General features: G+C 70.2%; 15 protein-coding genes and 1 pseudogene. 11 read left to right on the forward strand and 5 right to left on the reverse strand.

Annotated features, from left to right (window positions below):
* The first annotated feature begins 240 nt into the window (after window positions 1–240).
* Entirely contained in the window at window positions 241–1,695 is a 1,455-nt protein-coding gene (locus EIL87_RS08565; protein WP_125089624.1) for a helix-turn-helix domain-containing protein, read from the forward strand.
* A gap of 496 nt (window positions 1,696–2,191) precedes the next feature.
* Complete coding sequence (locus EIL87_RS08570) at window positions 2,192–4,069, forward strand: hypothetical protein (RefSeq protein ID WP_233576105.1); 1,878 nt, start codon at window positions 2,192–2,194, stop codon at window positions 4,067–4,069.
* Between the two features lie 616 nt (window positions 4,070–4,685).
* Here EIL87_RS08570 and EIL87_RS08575 read toward each other — a convergent pair.
* Window positions 4,686–6,290 (reverse strand): MDR family MFS transporter, encoded by a 1,605-nt coding sequence (locus EIL87_RS08575; protein ID WP_125089625.1) that lies wholly within the window; start codon window positions 6,288–6,290, stop codon window positions 4,686–4,688.
* The gene (locus tag EIL87_RS08580; RefSeq protein WP_199740312.1) at window positions 6,287–6,922 is read right to left on the reverse strand and encodes a TetR/AcrR family transcriptional regulator; all 636 of its coding nucleotides are present in this window, start codon (window positions 6,920–6,922) and stop codon (window positions 6,287–6,289) included. Before EIL87_RS08580 ends, EIL87_RS08575 begins: the two co-directional genes overlap by 4 nt.
* A gap of 373 nt (window positions 6,923–7,295) precedes the next feature.
* Between EIL87_RS08580 and EIL87_RS08585 the strand changes: the two genes are divergently transcribed.
* The gene (locus EIL87_RS08585; RefSeq protein ID WP_125089627.1) at window positions 7,296–8,099 is read left to right on the forward strand and encodes an arylamine N-acetyltransferase family protein; all 804 of its coding nucleotides are present in this window, start codon (window positions 7,296–7,298) and stop codon (window positions 8,097–8,099) included.
* A 16-nt stretch (window positions 8,100–8,115) separates the two neighbouring features.
* On the opposite strand, the gene EIL87_RS08590 is transcribed toward EIL87_RS08585, so the two are convergent.
* Window positions 8,116–9,297 (reverse strand): glycosyltransferase, encoded by a 1,182-nt coding sequence (locus EIL87_RS08590; RefSeq protein WP_125089628.1) that lies wholly within the window; start codon window positions 9,295–9,297, stop codon window positions 8,116–8,118.
* A 71-nt stretch (window positions 9,298–9,368) separates the two neighbouring features.
* The gene (locus tag EIL87_RS08595) at window positions 9,369–10,145 is read right to left on the reverse strand and encodes an adenylate/guanylate cyclase domain-containing protein (protein ID WP_125089629.1); all 777 of its coding nucleotides are present in this window, start codon (window positions 10,143–10,145) and stop codon (window positions 9,369–9,371) included.
* A 297-nt stretch (window positions 10,146–10,442) separates the two neighbouring features.
* Here EIL87_RS08595 and EIL87_RS08600 point away from each other — a divergent pair, with 297 nt between their 5' ends.
* From EIL87_RS08600 to EIL87_RS08630, 7 genes and pseudogenes are all read left to right on the forward strand, one after another.
* Window positions 10,443–10,727 carry an ArsR/SmtB family transcription factor gene (locus EIL87_RS08600; RefSeq protein ID WP_125089630.1) on the forward strand — a complete coding sequence of 95 codons (285 nt, stop codon included), beginning with the start codon at window positions 10,443–10,445 and terminating at the stop codon, window positions 10,725–10,727.
* Window positions 10,724–11,113, forward strand: a complete 390-nt coding sequence (locus tag EIL87_RS08605) for a VOC family protein (protein WP_125089631.1) — start codon at window positions 10,724–10,726, stop codon at window positions 11,111–11,113. The genes EIL87_RS08600 and EIL87_RS08605 overlap by 4 nt, the downstream gene beginning before the upstream one ends.
* A gap of 492 nt (window positions 11,114–11,605) precedes the next feature.
* Entirely contained in the window at window positions 11,606–14,038 is a 2,433-nt protein-coding gene (locus EIL87_RS08610; RefSeq protein ID WP_125089632.1) for a PEP/pyruvate-binding domain-containing protein, read from the forward strand.
* Between the two features lie 53 nt (window positions 14,039–14,091).
* A pseudogene (locus EIL87_RS08615) lies at window positions 14,092–14,565 on the forward strand (N-acetyltransferase family protein); the annotation flags it as partial.
* An 819-nt stretch (window positions 14,566–15,384) separates the two neighbouring features.
* Window positions 15,385–16,506 carry an aromatic ring-hydroxylating oxygenase subunit alpha gene (locus EIL87_RS08620; protein ID WP_125089634.1) on the forward strand — a complete coding sequence of 374 codons (1,122 nt, stop codon included), beginning with the start codon at window positions 15,385–15,387 and terminating at the stop codon, window positions 16,504–16,506.
* A 209-nt stretch (window positions 16,507–16,715) separates the two neighbouring features.
* Window positions 16,716–18,194 (forward strand): SulP family inorganic anion transporter, encoded by a 1,479-nt coding sequence (locus EIL87_RS08625; protein WP_233576106.1) that lies wholly within the window; start codon window positions 16,716–16,718, stop codon window positions 18,192–18,194.
* Window positions 18,195–18,259: 65 nt separating this feature from the next.
* Window positions 18,260–19,084 carry an SAM-dependent methyltransferase gene (locus tag EIL87_RS08630; protein ID WP_125089636.1) on the forward strand — a complete coding sequence of 275 codons (825 nt, stop codon included), beginning with the start codon at window positions 18,260–18,262 and terminating at the stop codon, window positions 19,082–19,084.
* A 37-nt stretch (window positions 19,085–19,121) separates the two neighbouring features.
* Here the strand turns inward: EIL87_RS08630 and EIL87_RS08635 are convergent, their stop codons facing one another.
* Window positions 19,122–20,558: a M20/M25/M40 family metallo-hydrolase gene (locus tag EIL87_RS08635; protein ID WP_125089637.1), complete on the reverse strand. Its 1,437-nt coding sequence runs from the start codon at window positions 20,556–20,558 to the stop codon at window positions 19,122–19,124.
* A 306-nt stretch (window positions 20,559–20,864) separates the two neighbouring features.
* On the opposite strand from EIL87_RS08635, the gene EIL87_RS08640 reads away from it, so the two are divergent.
* Window positions 20,865–21,746, forward strand: a complete 882-nt coding sequence (locus tag EIL87_RS08640; RefSeq protein ID WP_125089638.1) for a poly(ethylene terephthalate) hydrolase family protein — start codon at window positions 20,865–20,867, stop codon at window positions 21,744–21,746.
* Window positions 21,747–21,752 lie beyond the last annotated feature (6 nt).

A 21,752-nucleotide genomic window follows, 5' to 3' on the forward strand; every position in this document is an offset into this window, starting at 1 on the left:
GGGACGTGGCGCGGCGCCAACCGTCGCGGTGCGGTGGGACGCCGGGCGACTCCCGTGCGCGTGAGACGCGCACCCGTCCGTCCGCTTTCGCAGCGACGGGACCAGGCTAGAGCCGTCGATCATGGACGTTCCAGTTCCGCTTCGCACAGTCAGCGCCCTGTCACGGGTGCGGGCTGCTGCACCAGAACCCCCGCCACGTAAGATCCTCACTCGTTCGTGTGACGTAGCGGGGGTTTTCTCGTGGTGCATCCCGTCGAAGAGCAGCACTGCCTGGAGCGGCTTCGCCAGATGCAGCGCGACGCCGCGGAGCCCGCCGGCCTGCGGCGCCTGCTCGGGCGCATCGCTCGGGAGGTCGGCGGCCACGCCGCGCTGTTCGACCGCGCGGGAAACCCCCTCACCCCCGGCCACCCGCCCGAGGACCTCGCCGGGATCGTGAGCCGCCTCCGGCGTGACGGGGCGCGTTCCACCGTGGAGCGTTGCGGTGACGACCAGCTGACCGCGTTCGCGATCTCCTCCGAGCCCGACGCGCCGACGCTCGCGCTCTCCGGTTCGACGATCGACCGCTTCACCACCGAGCCGAACCGCACCGACGCACTGCGCGTGCTGAGCCTGACGTGGCGAGCGCAGCTCGCGCAGGAGCGGTGGCGGCGGGTCGACGCGGCCGACGACCAGGTCCGCGAGGCGGTGTTGCACCTGCTGATGGACGGCGGTCTCGCCACCGCGCACCGCACGGCCGGCGCGCTCAACGACGCGCTGCCGGACCCGATGCGGGTGTGGGTCGTGGAGGTCGGCGCCATCGACCAGGGCGAGCGCGACGCCGTCGCCGAAGTGCTGAACGACATCACCGGCGGGCGAGCGTGGATGATCAAGTGCCCGGTCTACAGCGGACACCTCATCCCCGCGGTCGCTCCCACGGACCACGAGGACGAGCTGGCGTGCCTGCGGGAGCTGGTGGCCACGGCGAACGTCTCCACCGGCCGCATCAGCGTCGGCATCAGCGCCGTCCTGCCGCTGCAGGACTTCCCCACCGGCTACACGCAGGCCTTCCACGCACTGGCGCACGCGCGGGGCAACACCGAGCGGTTCGCGACGTTCCGGCGCAGCCACGACCTCGCCGCCGAGATCGGTGGTCGCGGACATGCCTGGGCGCGACGGGTGTTGGCCGGGCTGGAGGAGTTCGAGGCGGAACGCCCGCAGGACCCGGCCCGCGACGACCTGCAGGCCACCCTGATGTCCTGGCTGACGTTCCACCACCAGGCCACCCGCCACCTGAAGATCCACCGCAACACCCTCAGCGCACGGTTGCAGAAGATCGGTTCGCTGCTGGGCCGCGACCTGCACCGGTTGCAGGACCAGGCCTGCTTGGAGCTCGCGCTCCGGTTGCGCGCCTCGCCCGCGACGCCGGGCTCCACGGAGGAGCTCGAGGAACTGCTGCGCTGCGAGGAGGTGCGCCGCTGGGCGGCTCGGCTCTTGGCTCCGCTGCGGGACTCGCCGCAGCTGCTGGAGACCGTTCGTTGCTGGCTGCTCGCCGATACCCGGTCGAACCCTGCGGCCGAAGCCCTGGGAATCTCCGGCACCGCGCTCCGCAAGCGGCTGGTGCGCGTTGAGCAACTGCTGGAGCGCTCCCTGCTGCACTCACCGTCGCTGAGCTACGACCTGCACTTCGCGCTCCGCGCGCTCGGCGAGATCGGCTGAACACCCCGGAGCTCGCACGCTGCACCGTCTTCTCGCAGGGCCGGGACGGCCTCTCGGGCACGTCCCCACCACTCCGCGTGGCCTCGCGATCGAGGGTTGCGGGAGATCTGCGGCGGAACCGCGGGCGCCGAGCGATGTCGTGGCGAGCACGCCGGAACGCCCTCCGAAGCGGCGCGTGGAGCCGCGACAATCCTCCTCCACCGCCGAGCGAAGCGAACGCTCGGGGCCGCGAATTCACCACTTCTTCCCGCTCTGCGGACGTGCACGGGAAAAGGGGAAGAAGATGTCCGGTCCGGGAACGGGACACAGCGCCGGGCTCTGTCCACCGCAGACGTCTCAGCTGGGAAACGGGAACTCGTTGCGGCACTGGCCGTTTCACGACGAGCACCGCTGCTCGCACTTCCGGCGGCGCTCTGGATCGGTCTAGGGTGCCGGAGCCGAGAGCGCTCGCACGCGGTGCGTTCGTCGCATTCCTTCTTCGGAGGTGCTTGAGAACATGACTCCCGTCTCACAACGGCGTGAGCGACGCCGCTTCCCGTTCCTCGCGGGAATGGCCGCTGTCGCCGCCGTGACCGCCGTCGCGCCGAGCGCAGCGGCGATGCCCGGCGCGAACCCCGCACAGCCCGCGCAGCCCGCGCAGCCCGCACAGCCCGCACAGCCCGCGAAGCCCGCAGCTCCGGCCCCCGGCCCCCAGGCGTGCGCGGGGACCGACACACCGGACTTCGGGCCGAACGTGCGGATCTTCGACCCCTCGATGTCGCCGGAAACCATCCAGCAGCAGCTCGACGAGGACTTCAACAACCTCAAGGACACGCTGACCGACCAGATGTCCGAGGACCGGGTCGCGCACCTGTTCAAGCCGGGTGAGTACGCCGTCAACGACAACGTCGGCTACTACACCTCGGTGGCCGGTCTCGGGAAGAACCCGGGCGATGTCACCATCAACGGGAACATCACCGTCGACGCGTTCAACGACTCCGACGAGGGCAACGCCACGCAGAACTTCTGGCGCTCCGCGGAGAACATGACCGTCAAGCCCAACGGCGCCAACCGCTGGGGTGTGTCGCAGGCCGCGCCGATGCGCCGCATGGACATCCAGGGCGACCTGGACCTGTACCCGGCCAGCTACGGCTGGGCCAGCGGCGGCTACCTCGCCGACACCAAGGTGTCGGGCACCACCGAGTCCTCGTCCCAGCAGCAGTGGTACACCCGCGACTCGCAGCTGGGCGCGTGGGACGGCGGGGTGTGGAACATGACGTTCTCGGGCGTCGCCGGCGCGCCGCCCACCGCGTTCCCGGAGCCGCCGCACACCACGCTGGAGTCGACGCCGGTGTCGGCCGACGTGCCGTACCTCCACGTCGACGAGGCCGGCAAGTTCCAGGTGTTCCGCCCGGACGTGCGCACCAACGCCAGCGGCCCGAGCTGGGCCGGCGGTGAGACTCCCGGCACGTCGGTGCCGATGAGCGAGTTCTACGTGGCCAAGCCGACCGACACGGCCGCCGACATCAACGCCGCGGTGGCGTCGGGCTGCCACCTGTTCTTCACCCCGGGCGTGTACCACCTCGACGACACGATCCGGATCACCAACCCGGACACGATCGTGCTCGGGGTGGGCTACCCGACCCTGATGCCCGACACCGGCAAGACGGCGGTGGAGGTCGCCGACGTCGACGGCGTGCGCATCAAGGGAGTGCTCTTCGACGCGGGCACCCAGAACTCGCCGAGCCTGTTGACCGTGGGCGAGGAGGGCGCTTCTGCGGACCACTCGCAGAACCCGACGATCCTGCAGGACGTGTTCTTCCGGCTGGGCGGCACGGTGGCCGGCAAGGCGACCAACAGCCTTGTGGTCAACAGCAAGAACACCGTCATGGACCACATCTGGGCTTGGCGCGCCGACCACGGCAACGAGGGGACGTTCGGGTGGGACGTCAACCCGGGCGAGACCGGCGTGCTGGTCAACGGGGACGACGTGACGGCCACCGGCTTGTTCGTCGAGCACTACAACAAGTACCAGGTGGTCTGGAACGGCAACAACGGCAAGACGGTCTTCTTCCAGAACGAGATGCCCTACGACGTCCCGGACCAGGCCTCCTACATGAACGACAACGGCCTGGAGGGCTGGGCCGCCTACAAGGTGGGCGACCAGGTCACCGACCACGAGGCGTGGGGTGTGGGGAGCTACTGCTTCTTCAACACCAACCCCGAGGTGAAGAACCACCACGCCTTCGAGGTTCCGGCCGTGCCGGGCGTGAAGTTCCACAGCCTGGCCACGGTGTCGCTCAACGAGAAGGGCTCGATCACCCACATCATCAACGACACGGGCGATGTGACCCCGCCGGAGACGACCCCGTCGAACCTGGCGAACTTCCCGTGACCTGACGGACGCCCGAGCACACCGGGCGAGGCCACCACGGCCTCGCCCGGTGTGCCCTTCGAAGCGCGAGCCGCGACGCTCGCCGGCGTGGAGCCCGCCCGAAACCCGCCGCTCCCCAGCACTTCCGCACGGTGGAAGCCGAACCAGCGGAGACCGGACGAAGCGCACGAACCGCCGCATCGGGGCTGGCGAGAAGCGGCCAGCCCACAAGCGGACTGTTGACTTCCCCTCCGGCCCGGGAAAGCCTGGACACGAGGCGCTCTTGATTCACCCCTCCCAGTTCGGAGAGTGAAGCATGACCCGAACCGCCATGCCACGGCGCCGATGTCGCGGTTCTCCGCACCTGCCGACCGCGACCGCACCGGCCTCGACCACCTGCGGCGCCTCGTTCCCAGCCCACGCCTCGCACCCCGCCGGACCGCCCTCCGCCACCGACCGCACGGCGGAGGGCTTCTCCGGACCAGACCTCCGACGCACCCGACGAAGCCCCCAGCGGCCGGTGAGCGCCCTGGGCCGGTGAGGAGTTCCAGCGGAACTCCCACCCCAGACTCGGGGCGCGCCCGCACCCTCCCGCGTGGGCGCGCCCCGGACCTGCGGTCGGCGAGACGGCGTGACGTCAGCGGCTCTTGGCGGCCGCGCGCTGCTGCGCTTCGAGCTCTTCTGCCTCCTCGCCGCCGATGGCCTCACCCCGCGCGACCAGCCCGGCGACGTCCGACAGCGGGATCTGCTCGAGCACCAGCGACAGCAGGAACGCCACCGCCATGAACGGCACGAGGTACCAGAACACCGGTGCCAGGGCGTCGGCGTACGCGGACACGATCGCTTCGCGCACCGGTTCGGGCAGCTGCTCCAGCGCGGTCGGCGACAGCGACACCGCCGACTGCTGCGCCTGGTCCGCGGACGCCCCGGCTCCCGCGAAGATCTCGGTCAGGTTCTCGGTGAGCCGGGTGGAGAAGATCGTGCCGAACACCGCCGTCCCCAGCGCCCCGCCGACTTCGCGGAAGTAGTTGTTGGTGCTGGTCGCGGTGCCGATCATCGACGGGTCGACGGAGTTCTGCACCACCAGCACGACGACCTGCATGATCAGGCCCAGGCCGGCGCCGAAGACGAAGAGGAACACGCACAGCAGCCACACCGGCGTGTCGGCCGACAGCGTGGTCATGGCGAGCATGCCGCCTGCGGTGACCAGGGTGCCCAGGATCGGGAACACCTTGTACCGGCCGGTCTTGGTGATCAGCGCACCGGAGGTGATGGAGGTCAGCATCAGGCCGGCCATCATCGGCAGCATCGCCATGCCCGAGACCGCCGCCGAGGTCCCGGTGGACATCTGCAGGAAGGTCGGCAGGAAGCCCAGCGCGGCGAACATGCCCACGCCGAGCACGAGCCCGATGCTGGTGGCGTTGACGAAGATCGGGTTGCGGAACAGCGACAGCGGGATGATCGGGTCGCTGGCCCGCGACTCGACCAGCACGAACAGCCCCGCCGCGATGACGAGGCCCGCCGCCCACAGCCAGGTTTCGGGTGCGCTCCAACCGTGGGCGGTGTCACCGCCGAAGTCGGTGAAGAAGATCAGGCTCGTGGTGGCCAGCGCCAGCAGCACCACACCGGGGATGTCGAGCGGCTCGGTGGCCTTCTTGCTGGGCAGGGTCAGCGCGAAGTAGGTGATGGCGAAGGCGGCGATGCCGATCGGGATGTTGATGTAGAAGGCCCACTGCCAGGACAGGTGGTCGACGAAGAACCCGCCGAGCAGCGGGCCGCCGACGGCCGCCAGGCCGAAGATGCCGCCGAGCGGACCGAGGTACTTGCCGCGTTCGTTGGCGGGCACGATGTCGGCGATGATCGCCTGCGAGAGGATCATCAGGCCACCGCCGCCGAGTCCCTGCGCGGCGCGGAAGACGACGAAGGTCCAGAAGTCGGTGGCCACGGCGCAGCCGACGGACGCGGCGGTGAACAGGGCGATGGCGATGAGGAACAGCCGGCGCCTGCCCAGCACGTCGCCGAACTTGCCGTAGATCGGCATGACGATGGTGGTGGCCAGCAGGTAGGCGGTGGTGATCCACGCCTGGTGCTCGACGCCGCCCAAGTCGCCGACGATGGTGGGCATCGCGGTGGACACGATGGTCTGGTCGAGGCTGGCCAGCAGCATGCCCGCGATCAGGGCGCTGAAGATGATCCAGATCCGCCGTTTCGTGAGCAACAACTTCGGTTCGGTCTCGGTCACTGGGTCCCTCCGGTGAGCGCGGCCGCGAAGACCTCTCGAGCGGCCGCCAAGCGGCGTTGCATGATCGTGTGCAGCGGGTCGGCGTTGTCGGGTTCGAGGAACCGGCCCATGCAAGCCCCGCCGAGAGCCCCGACGAGCTGGACCGCGACCTGCGCCCGCAGGTCGCCCTCCCGCAGGCCCTCCCGCCCGCGCACCAGCTCGACGTCGGCCCGCTCACGAGCGCGGATGCTCTCGAAGAGCCGGGAGAGCAGCCGGGGTTCGCGATCCATCGCCGCGACCAGGTCGGCGACCTGCTCGGGCGTGAGGCCGACCTCGGTCCACCGCTCGACGAGCATCCCGGCGTAGTCGTCGAGCAGGTTCGCCGACACCCCCGGCCGGTCCGGTTCGCCTCCGGCGGTGAACCGCTGCTCGATCTCGTGCTGGTCCCACAGCGTCGTGAACCCCAGCACCGCGTCCTCCTTCGACGCGAAGTAGTTGAAGAAGGTGCGCCTGGAGATGCCCGCCTCGTCGCAGATCTCGTCCACGGTGAAGCCCGACAGCCCGTCCTCGGCTGTGCGGCGGCGTGCCGCCGCGGTCAGCCGGTGGGCGGTGTGGACCCGACGCTTCGCCGCAGGAGTTGCACCATCAACCATGGAGTGCATTGTTGCACTCTGGCGGCGAGCGTGCAGAACTGCCCGGTTCCACAAAGGGCTGTCGGCTGATCGGCAGGGACGGCTCGGTTGGTCGGGCGCGCTTCGAGCCGCGCCCGTGCTCCGGAGTCGCTGCTCACCATCGGGCGACCCCTCCCCCCAGGCGTAACGACTGGGGGCGGGTACCGCACGCGGCGAGACCTGGTGCGACCGCCTGCACCTCAAGGCCACCGCGCGACCGTCGCCCAGCGGGTGTTCCCCAGCTACGAGCAGCTGCTGGTGGACCTGCCGTCTCCGAGATCGACCTGCTCACCCTGGTGGCGGAAGCCCGAAAGGCCGTTGACGTGGACCTCGCTCGAGGTGTGAGGCTGGAGGCATGACCGATCCCCAGGACGTCGAAGCGCTCGACCTCGACGCGTACCTCGCCCGCACCGGGCAATCCGCGGCGCCGCCCTCCGCCGCGTCTCTGGCCGCGCTGCACGAGGCGCACGTGCGCACGATCCCGTTCGAGAACGTCGACCCGGCGAGCGGCCGCACACCGCAACTCGACCTGGGGTCGATCACGGACAAGCTGGTGCGCAAGCAGCGCGGCGGCTACTGCTTCGAGCACGGGCTGCTGTTCGCGGCCGTGCTGGAGCGCCTCGGCTACGAGGTCTCCCGGCGGGCCGCGCGAGTCCAACCGCACCGCGGTGGACCGCGCACGCACATGAACCTCGTGGTCACCGTCGACGGCGTGGAGCACCTGGCCGACGTCGGCTTCGGCGCGGGCGTGCTGCGCCCGATGCCGCTGGAGGACGGCGCGGTGGTCGACCAGGCCGGGTGGAAGCACCGGCTGGTCCGGGACGGTCGAGCGTGGACCTTGCAGAAGGAGACCGCGGAGGGGTGGGAGCCGCTGCACGCCTTCGACGACCAGCCGCAGCGCCTCATCGACTACGAGGTGTTCAACCACTACACGGCCACGCACCCGAACTCGCCGTTCACCGGCAAGCTGGTCGTGATGCGGCTCGACCACGGCATCAGCCGCAAGCTCATCGGCGACACCCTCATCGTCGAACGACCGGACGGCTCGCAGGAGATCGCACCCGTCGCCGACCGGGGCGACGCGCTCCGGTACCTCGACGTCGTTCTCACCGACGAGGAGCTGGCCGCACTCGAAGAACGGCTGCTGCAGCAGGCGTGACCGCGCTCGGCCCCGCTCAGACCAGCTGCTCGAGGTCCGGCACGATCTGCGAGAGCGGCGGCAGGGCCCTCGTCCGGCGCTGCATCCCGCGCGCGGCGCTGCGGAACGACGACTCCTCCAGCACCCGCAGCACGGACTCGTGCAACGCCGGAGCGGAGGCGTCCTCGACGGCGAGCGTCAGCCCCGCGCCGAGATCGGCGATGCGCCCGGCGTTGGCGGGCTGCTCGGCGAACATCGGCACACCCACCATCGGCACACCCGCGTAGAGCGCTTCCCGCGTGCTGTTGAAGCCGCAGTGCGTGATGAACGCGTCGCAGGCGGGCAACAGCGTCTGCTGCTGGACGAACGAGGTCAGGTGCACGTTCTCCGCGCGCACCCCGGTCCACTCCTGCGGTTCGCGGTGGGCGCCGAGCGCGACCACACCGGTGACCGGCAGCTTGCCCAGCACCTCGATGATCGTCTCGATCAGCTGGGGACGTTCGTCGAGCATCATCGGCGCGTTCGATCCGAGGCTCGCCAGCACCAGCGGCCGGTCGGGCAGCTCAGCGACGGCCGGGTCGAGCTGCTGCGGATCACCGTCGGGCATCCGGTAGTGGCGCGCGGAGTCGAGCCGGGCCGCGTCCGGGTAGAAGGCCTCGGGCACCACCCCGGCGCGGAACGTGCGCATCGGCTGCCACGGGTCGGTGACCGGGTCGAGCCCGAAGTGCGCGCGGCCTGCGTTGAGGTGGTCGAGGACGTCGCCGAACGGCGCCATCGGGCCGATGTCGATGACCGCGTTGGGCACGCCCCACTTCTCCGCCGCGTAGTAGCCGCCGAACTCGGTGGCCTCGCGGACGACCAGGTCGGGTCGGTCGGCGTGTTCCCACAGCCGTTCGCCGAAGTGGCGCCCGAGCAGCTCGACGAAGTTGCCGCCGAAGACGTCCGAGGTGACGCCGACGGTCTCGACGCCGCGCCGCCGGGCGTGGTCCTCGTCGAACCCCGTGGCCCCGTAGCGCTCGGGGTCGGCGGCCAGGTCGCGCATGGTCAGCAGGTCGGGCAGCACGAGCGGTTCGAGCCCGGCGCCTTCGACCGTCCCGGCCATGGACTCGCTGGTGGCGACGACGACGGTGTGCCCGGCCTCGCGGAGCTGGCGGCCGACCGGCAGCAGCAGCGGGACGAGGTGCGAGTAGACGGGCATGGCGGTCAGGACGATGCGCAAGTCGATCCCATTCGGCCGGTTTCGCAGAACTGGACAGCGCGCTGTCCGGTTGCGACGGTACACCCGGCCGGTCACCGGCCGTGGTGCGGAACCACGGCGAACACGGCCGTGCCCTTCGGCACGCCCTTCGCCCGGAACCGGCGGCTGCGCACCACGTAGCGGTCCCGTTCCGCGGCGTCCAGCACCTGCCCGGTGACCAGCACTTCCCCGCCGCCGGCGGCGTCGGCGACGCGCGCGGCGATGTTGACGTCCACACCGACGTAGTCCCGACCCACCTTGCGCGGCCGACCGCGGTGCAGCCCGACCCGCAGCGACGGACGGTAGCCGTCGTGGTGGAGCGCGTTGACCGCCGAGCCCAGCGCGGCGGCGGCTTCGACCGCCTTGTCGACGTCGGAGAAGGCCACCATCGCGCCATCGCCGAGCGACTTGACGACCACGCCGCCGAACCCGCCGACGACGTCGTCGGTGACCTCGAAGAACTGGCGCAGCAACCGCAGGACCTGGTCGTCCCCGACCCGCAGGGCCCAGCTGGAGAAGCCCACGAGATCGGTGAACATGATCGTGACCGCCCCGTCCACGGCCCCCTTGCTCGTCAACGCCCGCCACGCCTGCACGGTCGCCAAGCCCAGCTCCCGCACGGCGCTCGGCCGGTCCCCGGCAGCCTGCAGCACCAGCCGGGCCACCCGGTCCGCAGGCTTGCCGGAGCCGGCGAAGGCGACCTCGCCCGACCCGGGCAGCATCCTCCGAGCTCCCCGCAAGGCACCCACCACGCGCCGGCTCTGGTTGACCTGCCGGACGCGAGCTCCGGCACGTCCCCAGAGCCCGGCAGGCCGCGACTCGTCGATCATCGAGAAGAACCCCCTCACCACCCGACCACACCGCCGCCACCAGCGTACAGCGCTACCTACTCCCGAGTAGGTAGCGCTGTCGGGTTGCCCTGGGAGGGAGTCGTCTTGACGAGGCCTTCGGCCGGAACCTCCACGGCCTGGGGGCGTTTCCCGGCGGGTACGCGCTCAGAGCCCGACCGGTCCAGCTCATGAGCGGCCGCGGGGCCGCGGTGGCGCACCCTCGACCTGCCAGGTCGACCTGGCCGTGGGCACCGGTGCCGTTGACATGCAAGTCGCTGCTTGCCTATCGTGGCCGGTGTGGATGACGCCGTGTTCAAGGCTCTGGCCGATCGCACGCGGCGCACGATCCTCGACGAGCTGACCGAGCACGACGGGCAGACGTTGTTCGAGATCTGCGCGCGGCTGGCGACCAAGCACGGACTCGCTTCGTCGCGGCAAGCGATCTCGCAGCACCTCGACGCGCTGGAAACCGCAGGCCTGATCCGCACCAGCCGGGAAGGCCGGTTCAAGCACCACCACATCGACACCGCACCGCTCGAACCGATCGTCGAGCGCTGGCTCAGGGAAAGGCCGGGACCATGAAGATCAACCTGCACAGCATGATGGTCGATGACCAGGACAAGGCGCTGCGCTTCTACACCGAGGTGCTCGGATTCGAGGTGAAGCACGACATCCCGATGGGCGAGTTCCGCTGGATCACGCTCGTCTCGCCCGAGGACCGCGACGGTCCCGAGCTGGTCCTCGAACCCGACCAGCACCCCGCGGCCACACCCTTCAAGCAGGCCCTGGTCGCCGACGGCATCCCCTACACCTCGTTCGCGGTCGACGACGTCCAAGCCGAGTTCGACCGCCTCACCGCCCAGGGCGTCCACTTCACCCAGCCACCCACCGACATGGGCCCGGTCACCACAGCAGTCCTCGACGACACCTGCGGCAACCTCGTCCAGATCGCCCAGCACAAGGCCTGAGCCGCGACAGCCCGTGAGCCACGACGGAGCCGTCGCGGTGTCCGCGACGGCCGAGTACCACGGCAGCAGATCGGTCGGATCGACGCGAGGGCGCGCTGCGGCCCACGCTTCGGAACCCGTTCGAACGCCCCGTCGGAACGTCGGCACGCTCCCCCCGTTCCACGGGATCGACGAAGGCCCGCGGGGCGCGTACCGCCTCCGTCGAACTTCGCGCGAACTTCAAGGCTGACGTTCGGACTCGAAGTGCGCGCGAAGTGGGACGGGCACACCCTGTCCTGGGACCTCTGAGGCGCCGTGCCCTGCCGGGGTTTCGCAGAGCGCTTGAACGCCGCAACCCCGCGACGCGAACGGCGGGATGGCGCGGAAACCCGCGTCACACGCTTGAGGCCGGGTGTTGCGCGCGGGTCTACGATCGGTGCATCGGCCTGGAGGTCGTGGTGTGCCGGGAAGTCTGGTCGGCGGTGGTGTTCGCCGTTCGGACTGGAGATGGTGATGGTGACCGGCAACGACGCACTGGTGGTCGAACTCGCGCAGGTGGACGCGAACGCGCTCGAGCTGGTGGGCGGCAAGGCCGCTGGGCTCGGTGAACTGCTCAAGGCCGGGTTCCGGGTGCCCGACGGTTTCTGCCTGACGACCCGGGCGCACGCGGCCGGGGAGGTCCCCGAGCGCGAGGTGCTCGAAGCTCACGCACGGCTCGGTGGTGGCCCGGTGGCGGTGCGGTCCAGCGCGACCGCTGAGGACCGGCCGGACGCCAGCTTCGCCGGTCAGCAGGACACCTTCCTCGACGTCAGCGGCGAGCAGGAGTTGCTGTCGGCAGTCCACCGTTGCTGGGACTCGTTGCACTCCGAGCGGGCCGTCGCCTACCGGGAGGCCACCGGGTTCGCGGGGGACCTCCACATGGCGGTGGTCGTGCAGCGAATGGTCGACGCGCAGGTCGCCGGCGTGCTGTTCACCGCCAACCCCCTCACGGGGAGGCGGTCGGAGGTGGTCGTCGACGCCGCGCCCGGGCTCGGTGACGCGGTCGTCGACGGATCGGTCACCGCCGACCACTACGTGCTCGACGGCACCCCGCCACGCAGCGACGGGTGCTTGGACCGCGACCAGCTCGAGGCGCTGCGCAAGACCGGGGTGCGCGTGCAGGAGAGGTTCGGAGCGCCCCAGGACGTCGAGTGGGCCATCGACCGTGACGGCCGGCTGTGGCTGCTGCAGTCGCGTGCCGTCACCACGCTCTTCCCGCTCCCACCGCAGAGCCATGACCTGCGGGTGTACTTCGAGATGGGGCACATGCAGGGGATGACGCGTCCCTTCACCCCGGCCGGCATGTCGGCGATGACGCACGGCGCGACGTTGTGGATGGGATCCGCCGGCTTGGCGGGAGGCGCCTTGGGCGACGCGATGGGCATCGTGCCGATCGGCGGCCGGCTGTACATGGACTTCTCAGACCTGGTGCGCAGCAAGCGGATCCGTTCGCGGTTGCCGCAGATGATGGAGGTCTACGGTCCGCGCAACGTCAGGATCGTGCAGACGTTGCTCACCGATCCGCGGTTCGCGCCGACGACGGGTGGGCTGCCGTTCCCACTCGTCCCGCTGCTGGAGAAGAGCCTCGTCGTCATCCCGAAGGCGACGTTCGAACTCGTCCGCACACTGGTCTTCCCCGACACCGCCCGCGAACGGGCCTTCCGCGCCACCGAGCGGCTCAAGCACATGGCGAAGGCTCCGGCGTTCGCCAACTCGGCGCAGCGGTTGCGGTTCGCCGAAGAGGTGCAGCGCGACTTCATGACCGCCTCCGAGGTGATCTGGCCGCTGTTCATCGGCATCCTCGTCGGACAGTTGCCGAAATCGCTGCTCAAGGGCATCGCCACCGACGCCGAGCTGGACGCGGTGCTGGGCGGCTTGCCGCACAACGTCACCACCGAGATGGACCTCGCTCTGTGGCGGTTGACGACCCGGCTCGACGAGCACGAGCGCGAGATGCTGAGCACCACGCCACCGACCGAGCTCGCCGCCCGCTACCAGGCGGGCGAGCTGCCCGACATCGGCATGGAGGACTTCCTCGCGCGCTACGGGCACCGCGCTCCGGCGGAGGTCGACGTCGGTGTGCCGCGCTGGTCGGAGGACCCGACGCAGATCTTCGCGACGATCGCCGGGTACCTGCGCATCTCCGACCCGGCGCACAACCCGGATCGCCGTTTCGAGGACGCCGCGGCTCGGGCGGAGAGGACGATCGACGAGCTCTTCGAACGCGCCCGGCGCACGCACCCGGTCCGGGCGCGCCTCGCCCGCTTCTGCATGCGACGGGCCCGCAAGCTCACCGGTCTGCGCGAGTTGGGCAAGTTCGCGTGGTTGTACTCGCTGCAGTCGGTGCGCGAGCAGCTCTTGCGCATCGGCGATGACCTCGCCCACCGGGGCCTGCTCGAGCAGCCCGGCGACGTGATGTTCTTGGAGCTCGGTGAGATCCGCGCCGCCGTCGGCGGCACCGCCCAGCGCGAGCTGGGCCAGCAGCGCAGGGCCGTCCACGAACGCGAAGTCCGCCGCCGGACGGTTCCGATCGCGCTGCTCTCCGACGGCACCGACCTGGAGGCCACGACGCCGCCCGAGGCCGCCGCCGACGGAGCGATGATCGGGCTCGGTGCGTCGCCGGGGACGGTCACCGGGCCTGCGCGGGTGGTGCACGACCCGGCCGACGCGCGGATCGAACCGGGCGAGGTCCTGGTGGCCACCACCACCGACCCCGGCTGGACCCCGCTGTTCATGACCGCGGCCGGCTTGGTCACCGAGACCGGTTCACCGATGGCGCACGGCCCTACGGTCGCTCGCGAGTACGGGATCCCGGCGGTGATCTGCGTCCGCGGCGCGACCTCGGAGATCACCACCGGTCAGGTCATCACGGTGGACGCGGCTGCGGGCACCGTCACCCCCGGGTGAACTTGCCCGCCTCCACTCGACGGCCCAGTCTGGTGAGGTGACGACAACGGGTGGTCCGGGAACTCCGGGACGGCGATCACGACGCGGTCCGCCGGATCTACGGCGAGGGCATCGCGACGGGGAACGCGACGTTCGAAACCGAGGTCCCGTCGCGGGAATCCCTTGACGCCAAGTGGCTTCGCGGGCACCGGTGGGTCGCCGAGGTCGACGACGAAGTCGCCGGGTGGGCTGCGACGTCACCGGTTTCGACCCGCGAGTGCTACGCCGGTGTTGCGGAGACCTCCGTCTACATCGGGTCCCGGTTCCGCGGCCTCGGGATCGGGAAGGCCTTGCTGCACCGGCAGATCAGCGCTGCCGACGACGGTGGCCTGTGGACGCTGCAGACCTCGATCTTCCCGGAGGACGAGGCCAGCACCGCCCTGCACCGCAACGCCGGGTTCCGCGTGGTCGGAACCCGGGAACGCATCGCGCGGCACCACGGGGTGTGGCGCGACACCGTCCTGCTGGAACGCCGCCGCGCCGGGTGACCAACCCGGTCAAGCCGCGCCTTCGGCTTCCCACGACAGCTCCGCCTCGCGCGGGGTGAGCTGGACGTGGACGGTCCCGCCTTCGGCGAGCACCCGGTGGGGCGCAGTGCCCGCTCGGAGGGCGGGCACGTCGGCCGCACGTCACGCAGGTCGAAGAACGCCGCGGGCGGCGGACGCGAAGCTCCCTGCGAAGAAGCCGTCCGACAACGACGCGTCTCGATGGGTGCACCGCGTAGAAGACGCCGGCGGCGTTGAGGACGGCGATCGGCACGTCGGCGAGGAACTGAGGGCCCGGTGCTGCACGCGACGTTCAACCGGCCCGCGCAGGGTGCGAGTTCTTCACTTCGAGCGCACCTGGGCGCAGGTTCTCGGTGAGCACCTCAGCAGGGGCCAGCATCCTGGTCGACCGTGAGCACCCACGCCGAGCCCCAGGCCGCGCCACAGGTCGGTCTTGGTGCGCGAGAAGGGGCGCTGCTGCGGCGGCGACTTCGGCGGGCGACATGCCCGGGTGGCCGGCTGGCGGTCGCGTGGCTGCTGCTCACGGCACCGCCGATCGTGGTGCTCGACGAGGCCACCGCGCACCTGGACTCCGCAGGTGGGCCGGGTCGGCGGGCTGCGTCACGACGTCGCCAGCGACGAATCCCTCGTGAGGCACGGGAAAACCCTTCCTCCGGACCGCCTGCCGACTACCTCCTGGTAACTCGGCAGGGGCCCTTGACAGTGCGCGAGCGCGCCCGCATCGTGTTGTCGATCGAGCAACACGGTTCTCATGACGCAACAACTGGACCCCTGGTGGAACGAGCCGGAAGGCCCCCCGAGATGACCGCTGCGGAGTTGCCGCGAAGCCTGCAGGCCACTCTCCCCGGCCACCACTACACCGACCCGTCGAACTTCGCACTCGAGCAGGAACGGATCTTCGAGGCCGGGTGGTTCTGCGCGGTGCGCAGTGCCGACCTGGACAAGCCCGGGGACTTCCAGACCGTCCAGGTGGGACGGGAGAGCGTGCTCGTCGCGCGCGACCGCCAGGGCGGGCTCAACGCGTTCCTCAACGTGTGCCGGCACCGGGGCGCCCGGTTGTGCACCGAGGAGTCCGGCGCCGTCCGGCGGTCGCTGCAATGCCCGTACCACGCCTGGACCTACGGGCTCGACGGCCAGCTCATCGCCGCGCCCAACTTCGCCGCGATGCCCGACGTCGATCGCCGCGAGCTCGGGCTCCACCGGGTCCAGCTGCGGGAGTGGCTCGGTTACGCGTGGGTGTGCCTGGCCGACGACCCGCCTTCCTTCGAGGGCACCGTGATCTCCGACGTCGAGCAGCGCCTCGGCGACGCCGGTGAGCTCGACGCCTACGACATCGCCGCGCTCGAGCTCGGCCACCGCATCCGCTACGACGTGAAGGCGAACTGGAAGCAGGTCATCGAGAACTTCATGGAGTGCTACCACTGCGCGACGATCCACCCGGAGCTCACCGAGGTGCTGCCGGAGTTCGCCGACGGGTTCGCCGCCCAGTACTACGTCGGTCACGGAGCGGAGTTCGGTGAGGACGTGCGGGGTTTCACCGTCGACGGCAGCGAAGGAGCGCAGCGGCTCCCAGGCGTGGGTGAGCACCAGGACCGGCGGTACTACGCGATCACCGTGCGCCCCCAGGTGTTCCTCAACCTGGTGCCCGACCACGTGGTCGTCCACCGGATGTTCCCGCTGACCGCCGAGCGCACGCTCGTCGACTGCGACTGGCTGTACCTGCCGGAGGTCGTCGCCTCCGGCCAGGACCTGTCACGCTCGGTGGAGCTGTTCCACCGCGTCAACCAGCAGGACTTCGAGGCCTGCGAGCGCTGCCAGCTGTCCATGGACTCCCGCTCCTACGCCTCGGGCGGCGTCCTCGTGCCGAGCGAGCACCACATCGCCGAGTTCCACGAGTGGGTCCGCTCCCGGCTCAGCGGCTGACACCGACCGCGGCGGGTTGGCGCGAAAGGTGGGCCCTCGGCTGACGGCGCAGCGCACAGCTGTGGCCGGGACTCCCACCTTCCGGAAGCGGCTCAGGGTTCGACTACCGTGAGAGCCGGGCAGCGTCGCCCCCGCCCTCCTCCGTTCCGTTCCGCCGCGCGTGGTGGCGACGCGCCGTGCTGCGGCGCCCGAGCATGTCTGGTTGTCGCGTGCCGAAGTTCACCCTGACCCGTCCCGCCTGGTTGTCCCCGCGGGTGGCCCGCACCGAGGTCCTCGGTGGTCTGGTCGTCGCGCTGGCGTTGATCCCGGAGGCGATCTCGTTCTCGATCATCGCCGGCGTCGACCCGAGCGTGGGGCTGTTCGCTTCCTTCACGATGGCGGTGGTGATCTCGATCGTCGGTGGCAGGCCCGCGATGATCTCGGCCGCCACGGGTGCGATCGCGCTGGTCGTGGCGCCGCTGGCGCGCGAGCACGGGATGGGTGTGCTGGTCGCCACCGTCATCCTCGGCGGGGTGTTCCAGATCGCGCTGGGCGCGCTGGGCGTGGCGAAGCTGATGCGGTTCGTGCCGCGCAGCGTCATGGTCGGCTTCGTCAACTCGCTGGCGATCATGATCTTCATGGCGCAGGTGCCGGAGCTCATCGGCGTGCCGTGGGCGGTCTACCCACTGTTCGCCGCGGGTTTGGTGATCATGGTGCTGTTCCCCAAGCTCACCAAGGTCGTTCCCGCGCCGCTGGTGTCGATCGTGGCGCTGACCGCCGTGACCGTCGCCGCCGGCATCGCCGTGCCCACCGTCGGCGACAAGGGCGCGCTGCCGTCCTCGCTGCCGGGCCCCGGCATCCCGGACGTACCGCTGACGCTGGAGACGCTGCAGCTCATCGCCCCCTACGCGCTGGCGTTCGCGCTCGTCGGGCTGATGGAGTCGCTGATGACCGCGAAGCTGGTCGACGACATCACCGACACGCGCTCGAACAAGACCCGCGAGTCCATCGGCCAGGGGATCGCCAACATCGTCACCGGCGTCTTCGGCGGCATGGGCGGCTGCGCGATGATCGGCCAGACGATGATCAACGTCCGGACGGCGGGTTCCCGGACCCGGCTGTCGACGTTCCTGGCCGGCGCGTTCCTGATGGTGCTGTGCATCGCCTTCGGTCCGCTGGTCTCGCAGATGCCCATGGCGGCGCTGGTCGCGGTGATGGTGCTGGTCTCCGTCGGCACCTTCGACTGGCACAGCATCGCGCCCGCGACCCTCAAGCGGATGCCCGCGGGCGAGATCATCGTGATGGTCGCGACGGTGGTCGTGGTGGTGGACACCGACAACCTCGCGATCGGCGTGGTCGTCGGCTCGATCACCGCGATGGTCATCTTCGCGCGGCGCGTCGCCCACCTCGTCGAGGTCACCTCGGTCACCGACCCCGACGGCGGCCAGGTCGTCTACCACGTCACCGGCGAGCTGTTCTTCGCCTCGAGCAACGACCTCGCCCACCGGTTCGACTACGCCGGCGACCCCGACGACGTCGTCATCGACCTCACCGACGCCCACATCTGGGACGCCTCCACCGTCGCGGCCCTCGACGCCGTCACCGCCAAGTACGAGGCCCGCGGGAAGCGTGTCGAGATCGTCGGGCTCAACCGCCGCAGCGCCGACATGCACGACCGGCTCAGCGGAGAGCTGTCCGGGAGTCACTGAGAACGTTCGACAGTCGAGATCTCCCCAACATCGACATCGCACCGGCGACGCGCGAACATGACCTCATGCACGACGAGCGCCCCGGCCCCGGCATCGACACCTCCTCGCCCAGCGTCGCGCGCGGTTACGACCACTGGTTGGGCGGCAAGGACAACTTCGAGGTCGACAGAACCGTCCTCGAGGCCGTCGAGGAGATCGCTCCGGAGGCCAGGCCGCTCGCGCAGGAGAACCGGAACTGGCTGATCAGGGCCGTGCGGTTCCTGAGCTCCCCACTGCACGCGGGCCTCGACCAGTACCTGGACCTGGGGTGCGGGCTGCCGACGATGCAGAACGTCCACCAGGTCGCCCAGGCCAACAACCCGGACGCCGTCGTGGTCTACGTCGACAACGACCCGACGGTCGCCGCCTACGGACGCGCGATGCTGGCGGAGAACGAGAACACCCACTTCTCCATCAACGACCTGCGCCACCCGGAGGACATCCTCCACGACCCGGTGGTCACGAGGAACCTGGACTTCGACCGGCCGATCGCGCTGATCCACTCGGGCACCATGCACCACGTCGACGACGAGCACCGCCCGCGCGAGGTCGTGCAGCGCTACCTGCAGACGCTCGCCCCGGGTTCGTACGTGGCGATGTCGCACTTCAGCTGGCCGCCGGACTCCGAGGAGTACCGCGAGATGGCTCGTGAGATCCAGGGCACGCTGAACAAGATGCTGGGATCGTGCTGGTGGCGCAGCAACGAGGAGGTGCTGTCCTTCCTCGACGGCACGGAGGTCCTCCCGCCGGGTCTGGTCCGCACGGTCGACTGGTGGCCCGAAGGCCCGTCGCTCACCGCGAAGTCCGAGATCACCAACCTCATCTTCGGCGCGGTCGCGCGCAAGCCCTGACGCCGGGCACCGCCGGCGCCAGGGCCTCGTCGAGCGCTCAGTCGCGCTGCGGCAGCGGGAACGTCACCGGGCTGCGGTGGCCGTCGGCGTCGAGGGCGCGCACCCCGAAGAAGACGTTGTCCTTGGACAGGTCGACGACAGCCGTCGTGGTGTCCCCGACCTCGATGCGGTGGGTCCAGTCGGCGTCGGTGGTCTCGCGCCAGACGACCTCGTACCCGGCGAGGTCGGGTTCCGGCCCACGTTCCCAGACCAGCTCGGTGTCGTTGGTCAGCTCGGCGGTGCGCACGGCCACGCCCGTGGGCGCGCCAGGCCCCTGGGCCAGCGACCAGATCGTGGCGAAGTTGACCTTGGCGACGCGGGCGGTGTAACCGAAGTCGCAGTGCTCGGGCAGGTCGCCGTAGCGGACGCCGCCCTCCTCGCGCACGTCCTGGTGCTGGTGCCGGAAGTCCTCGTGCGGCTCGGTGAAACGCGCCGCCGGGTAACCCTTCTCGAGGAAGGGGATGTGGTCACCACCGCGCAGGAACCGGTCGCGCCGGTAGATGACCCGCACGTCCATCCCGGTGGCCTGGTTCGCCGCGACGTCGGTGACGAAGCGGGCGAGCTGGCGCGAGGGCGAGTCGTTCTCCCCACCCACCGAACGCCGGATCTCGGCTTCCTCGGGGGTTTCCGAGGTCGGCACCCCTTCGGCGAACAACCGGACTGTGCGCGGATCGCTGGTGCCGTCGTCGGCGCGGCTGGAACCGACGATGTCGTCGGTGAACATCGCGCGCACGTCGGCACCCTCGGCGGCGAAGAGCTCGGCCATGTGGCCGGACCCGTAGAGACCCTGCTCCTCGGCCGCCACGGCGGCGAGGACCACAGTGGACTCGAGCGGCTCTTCCGCGAGCAACCGGGCGAGTTCGAGCACCACCGCGACACCGGAAGCGTCGTCGTCGGCTCCGGGCGCGTCGCTGACGCCGTCCATCACGTCGGTGGCGCGCGAGTCGTAGTGGCCGGTGACCACGTGCACCCGCTCAGGGTTCGTTGTCCCGCGGATGGTGGCGACGACGTTGGTGATGCGGGTGGTCACCGGGATGCGGTTGGCCGGTTCCTGGTCGTAGCCCTGCAAACTAACGGTCATGCGGCCGTCGGACCGGGCCGCGTAGGACTGCATCTCGGCGAACAGCCAGTCGCGCGCCGCGCCGATGCCGCGCTGCGGGTCGTCCTGGCTCGACAACGTGTGCCGGGTCCCGAAGCTGACCAGTGTGCGGACCACCTCCTCGACCCGCTGCTCGTCGACCTGCGCGAGCAGGGCGCGCAGCCGCGCATCGGGCTGCTGCGGCGGGATCGGCTCACCGGGCGGGAGCGCTCCTCCGGGAGCCGGCCGCAGGTCAGCGGCCCCGGCCGTGCCGGAGAGGACGACGGCACCGGTGATCCCGGCGGAGGCGGACAGGAAGGCGCGACGGCTGTGACCAGCACCACGAGGTTGACCCATGCACTGCTTTCTACGCGTCCGCACGAAGCCGAAGAATCGACCGAAGGGACCACCGCGCGCGACCGAACGGCTCATCCCCCCGCAGGCAGGGGAGTTCCAGCTGAGCATGCGCCCTCGTGCGCGCACGCCAAGCGGTTTCAGAACCGCGGTGAGCACCTTCCACTTCCGTTGCTGGTCGTCGCTGGTGTCGGGTTCGTTGACGGCGTGGTGGAGCCACTTTAAGGTCGTTCGCGTTCCGGAAATCTTGCTCAACGACGACATGTTCCGGTGCGCCCGAACACCGGGCGCTTCTCGAAAGGGCGAAGCATGGGGTTCTCGCGTTCCACCAGTCCCCTTTCCCGATTGTTCATCGTCTGCGCAGCCGTCTTTGGCCTGCTCGCGGGCAACGTGACCCTGGCCCAGGCGGTCGAGGCCACCGACGTGCACGGCCCAGACCCCACCGAAGAGACCATCACCGCCCCGCGCGGCCCCTTCGACGTCGAGCAGGAGTCCGTTTCCCGGTTCGAAGTCGAGGGTTTCGGCGGCGGCACGATCTACTACCCCACCGACACGACCGACGGCCTGTTCTCGGCGGTGTCCATCTCCCCCGGCTACACCGGCACGCAGGAGAGCATGGCGTGGTACGGGCCGAGGCTCGCCTCGCACGGTTTCGTGGTGTTCACCATCGACACGATCACCACCACCGACCAGCCCGATTCGCGAGCACGGCAGCTGCAGGCCTCGCTGGACCACCTCGTCGACGACAGCAGCGTGCGGGACCGCGTCGACCCGGCACGGCTCGGCGTGATGGGCCACTCGATGGGTGGCGGCGGGTCCTTGAAGGCCGCGCTGGACAACCCTGCGCTCCAAGCGGCGATCCCGCTGACCCCGTGGCACACCACCAAGGACTTCTCCGGTGTCCGCACGCCGACGCTCATCATCGGTGCGCAGAACGACACCGTCGCACCGGTGTCCCAGCACGCCGAACCGTTCTACGAGAGCCTGCCTGACGATCCCGGCAAGGCCTACCTGGAACTGGCGGGTGCGGGCCACCTCGCCCCCAACACGCCTGACACGACGATCGCGAAGTACAGCCTCGCCTGGCTCAAGCGCTTCCTCGACGACGACACCCGCTACGACCAGTTCCTGTGCCCACCACCGCAGGACGACCCGGAGATCGCCGAGCACCGGTCCACCTGCCCGTACTGACCCGCA

The organism is Saccharopolyspora rhizosphaerae (assembly GCF_003931915.1).
In the GTDB taxonomy this organism is placed as follows: Bacteria; Actinomycetota; Actinomycetes; order Mycobacteriales; family Pseudonocardiaceae; genus Saccharopolyspora; species Saccharopolyspora rhizosphaerae.

What these genes read in the sequence shown, in the direction of transcription:
- EIL87_RS08570 (WP_233576105.1), top strand. Translation starts at nt 2,192, where the DNA reads ATGACTCCCGTCTCACAACGGCGTGAGCGACGCCGCTTCCCGTTCCTC.
- EIL87_RS08580 (WP_199740312.1), bottom strand. Translation starts at nt 6,922, where the DNA reads ATGGTTGATGGTGCAACTCCTGCGGCGAAGCGTCGGGTCCACACCGCC.
- EIL87_RS08585 (WP_125089627.1), top strand. Translation starts at nt 7,296, where the DNA reads ATGACCGATCCCCAGGACGTCGAAGCGCTCGACCTCGACGCGTACCTC.
- EIL87_RS08595 (WP_125089629.1), bottom strand. Translation starts at nt 10,145, where the DNA reads ATGATCGACGAGTCGCGGCCTGCCGGGCTCTGGGGACGTGCCGGAGCT.
- EIL87_RS08605 (WP_125089631.1), top strand. Translation starts at nt 10,724, where the DNA reads ATGAAGATCAACCTGCACAGCATGATGGTCGATGACCAGGACAAGGCG.
- EIL87_RS08610 (WP_125089632.1), top strand. Translation starts at nt 11,606, where the DNA reads ATGGTGACCGGCAACGACGCACTGGTGGTCGAACTCGCGCAGGTGGAC.
- EIL87_RS08620 (WP_125089634.1), top strand. Translation starts at nt 15,385, where the DNA reads ATGACCGCTGCGGAGTTGCCGCGAAGCCTGCAGGCCACTCTCCCCGGC.
- EIL87_RS08630 (WP_125089636.1), top strand. Translation starts at nt 18,260, where the DNA reads ATGCACGACGAGCGCCCCGGCCCCGGCATCGACACCTCCTCGCCCAGC.
- EIL87_RS08635 (WP_125089637.1), bottom strand. Translation starts at nt 20,558, where the DNA reads ATGGGTCAACCTCGTGGTGCTGGTCACAGCCGTCGCGCCTTCCTGTCC.
- EIL87_RS08640 (WP_125089638.1), top strand. Translation starts at nt 20,865, where the DNA reads ATGGGGTTCTCGCGTTCCACCAGTCCCCTTTCCCGATTGTTCATCGTC.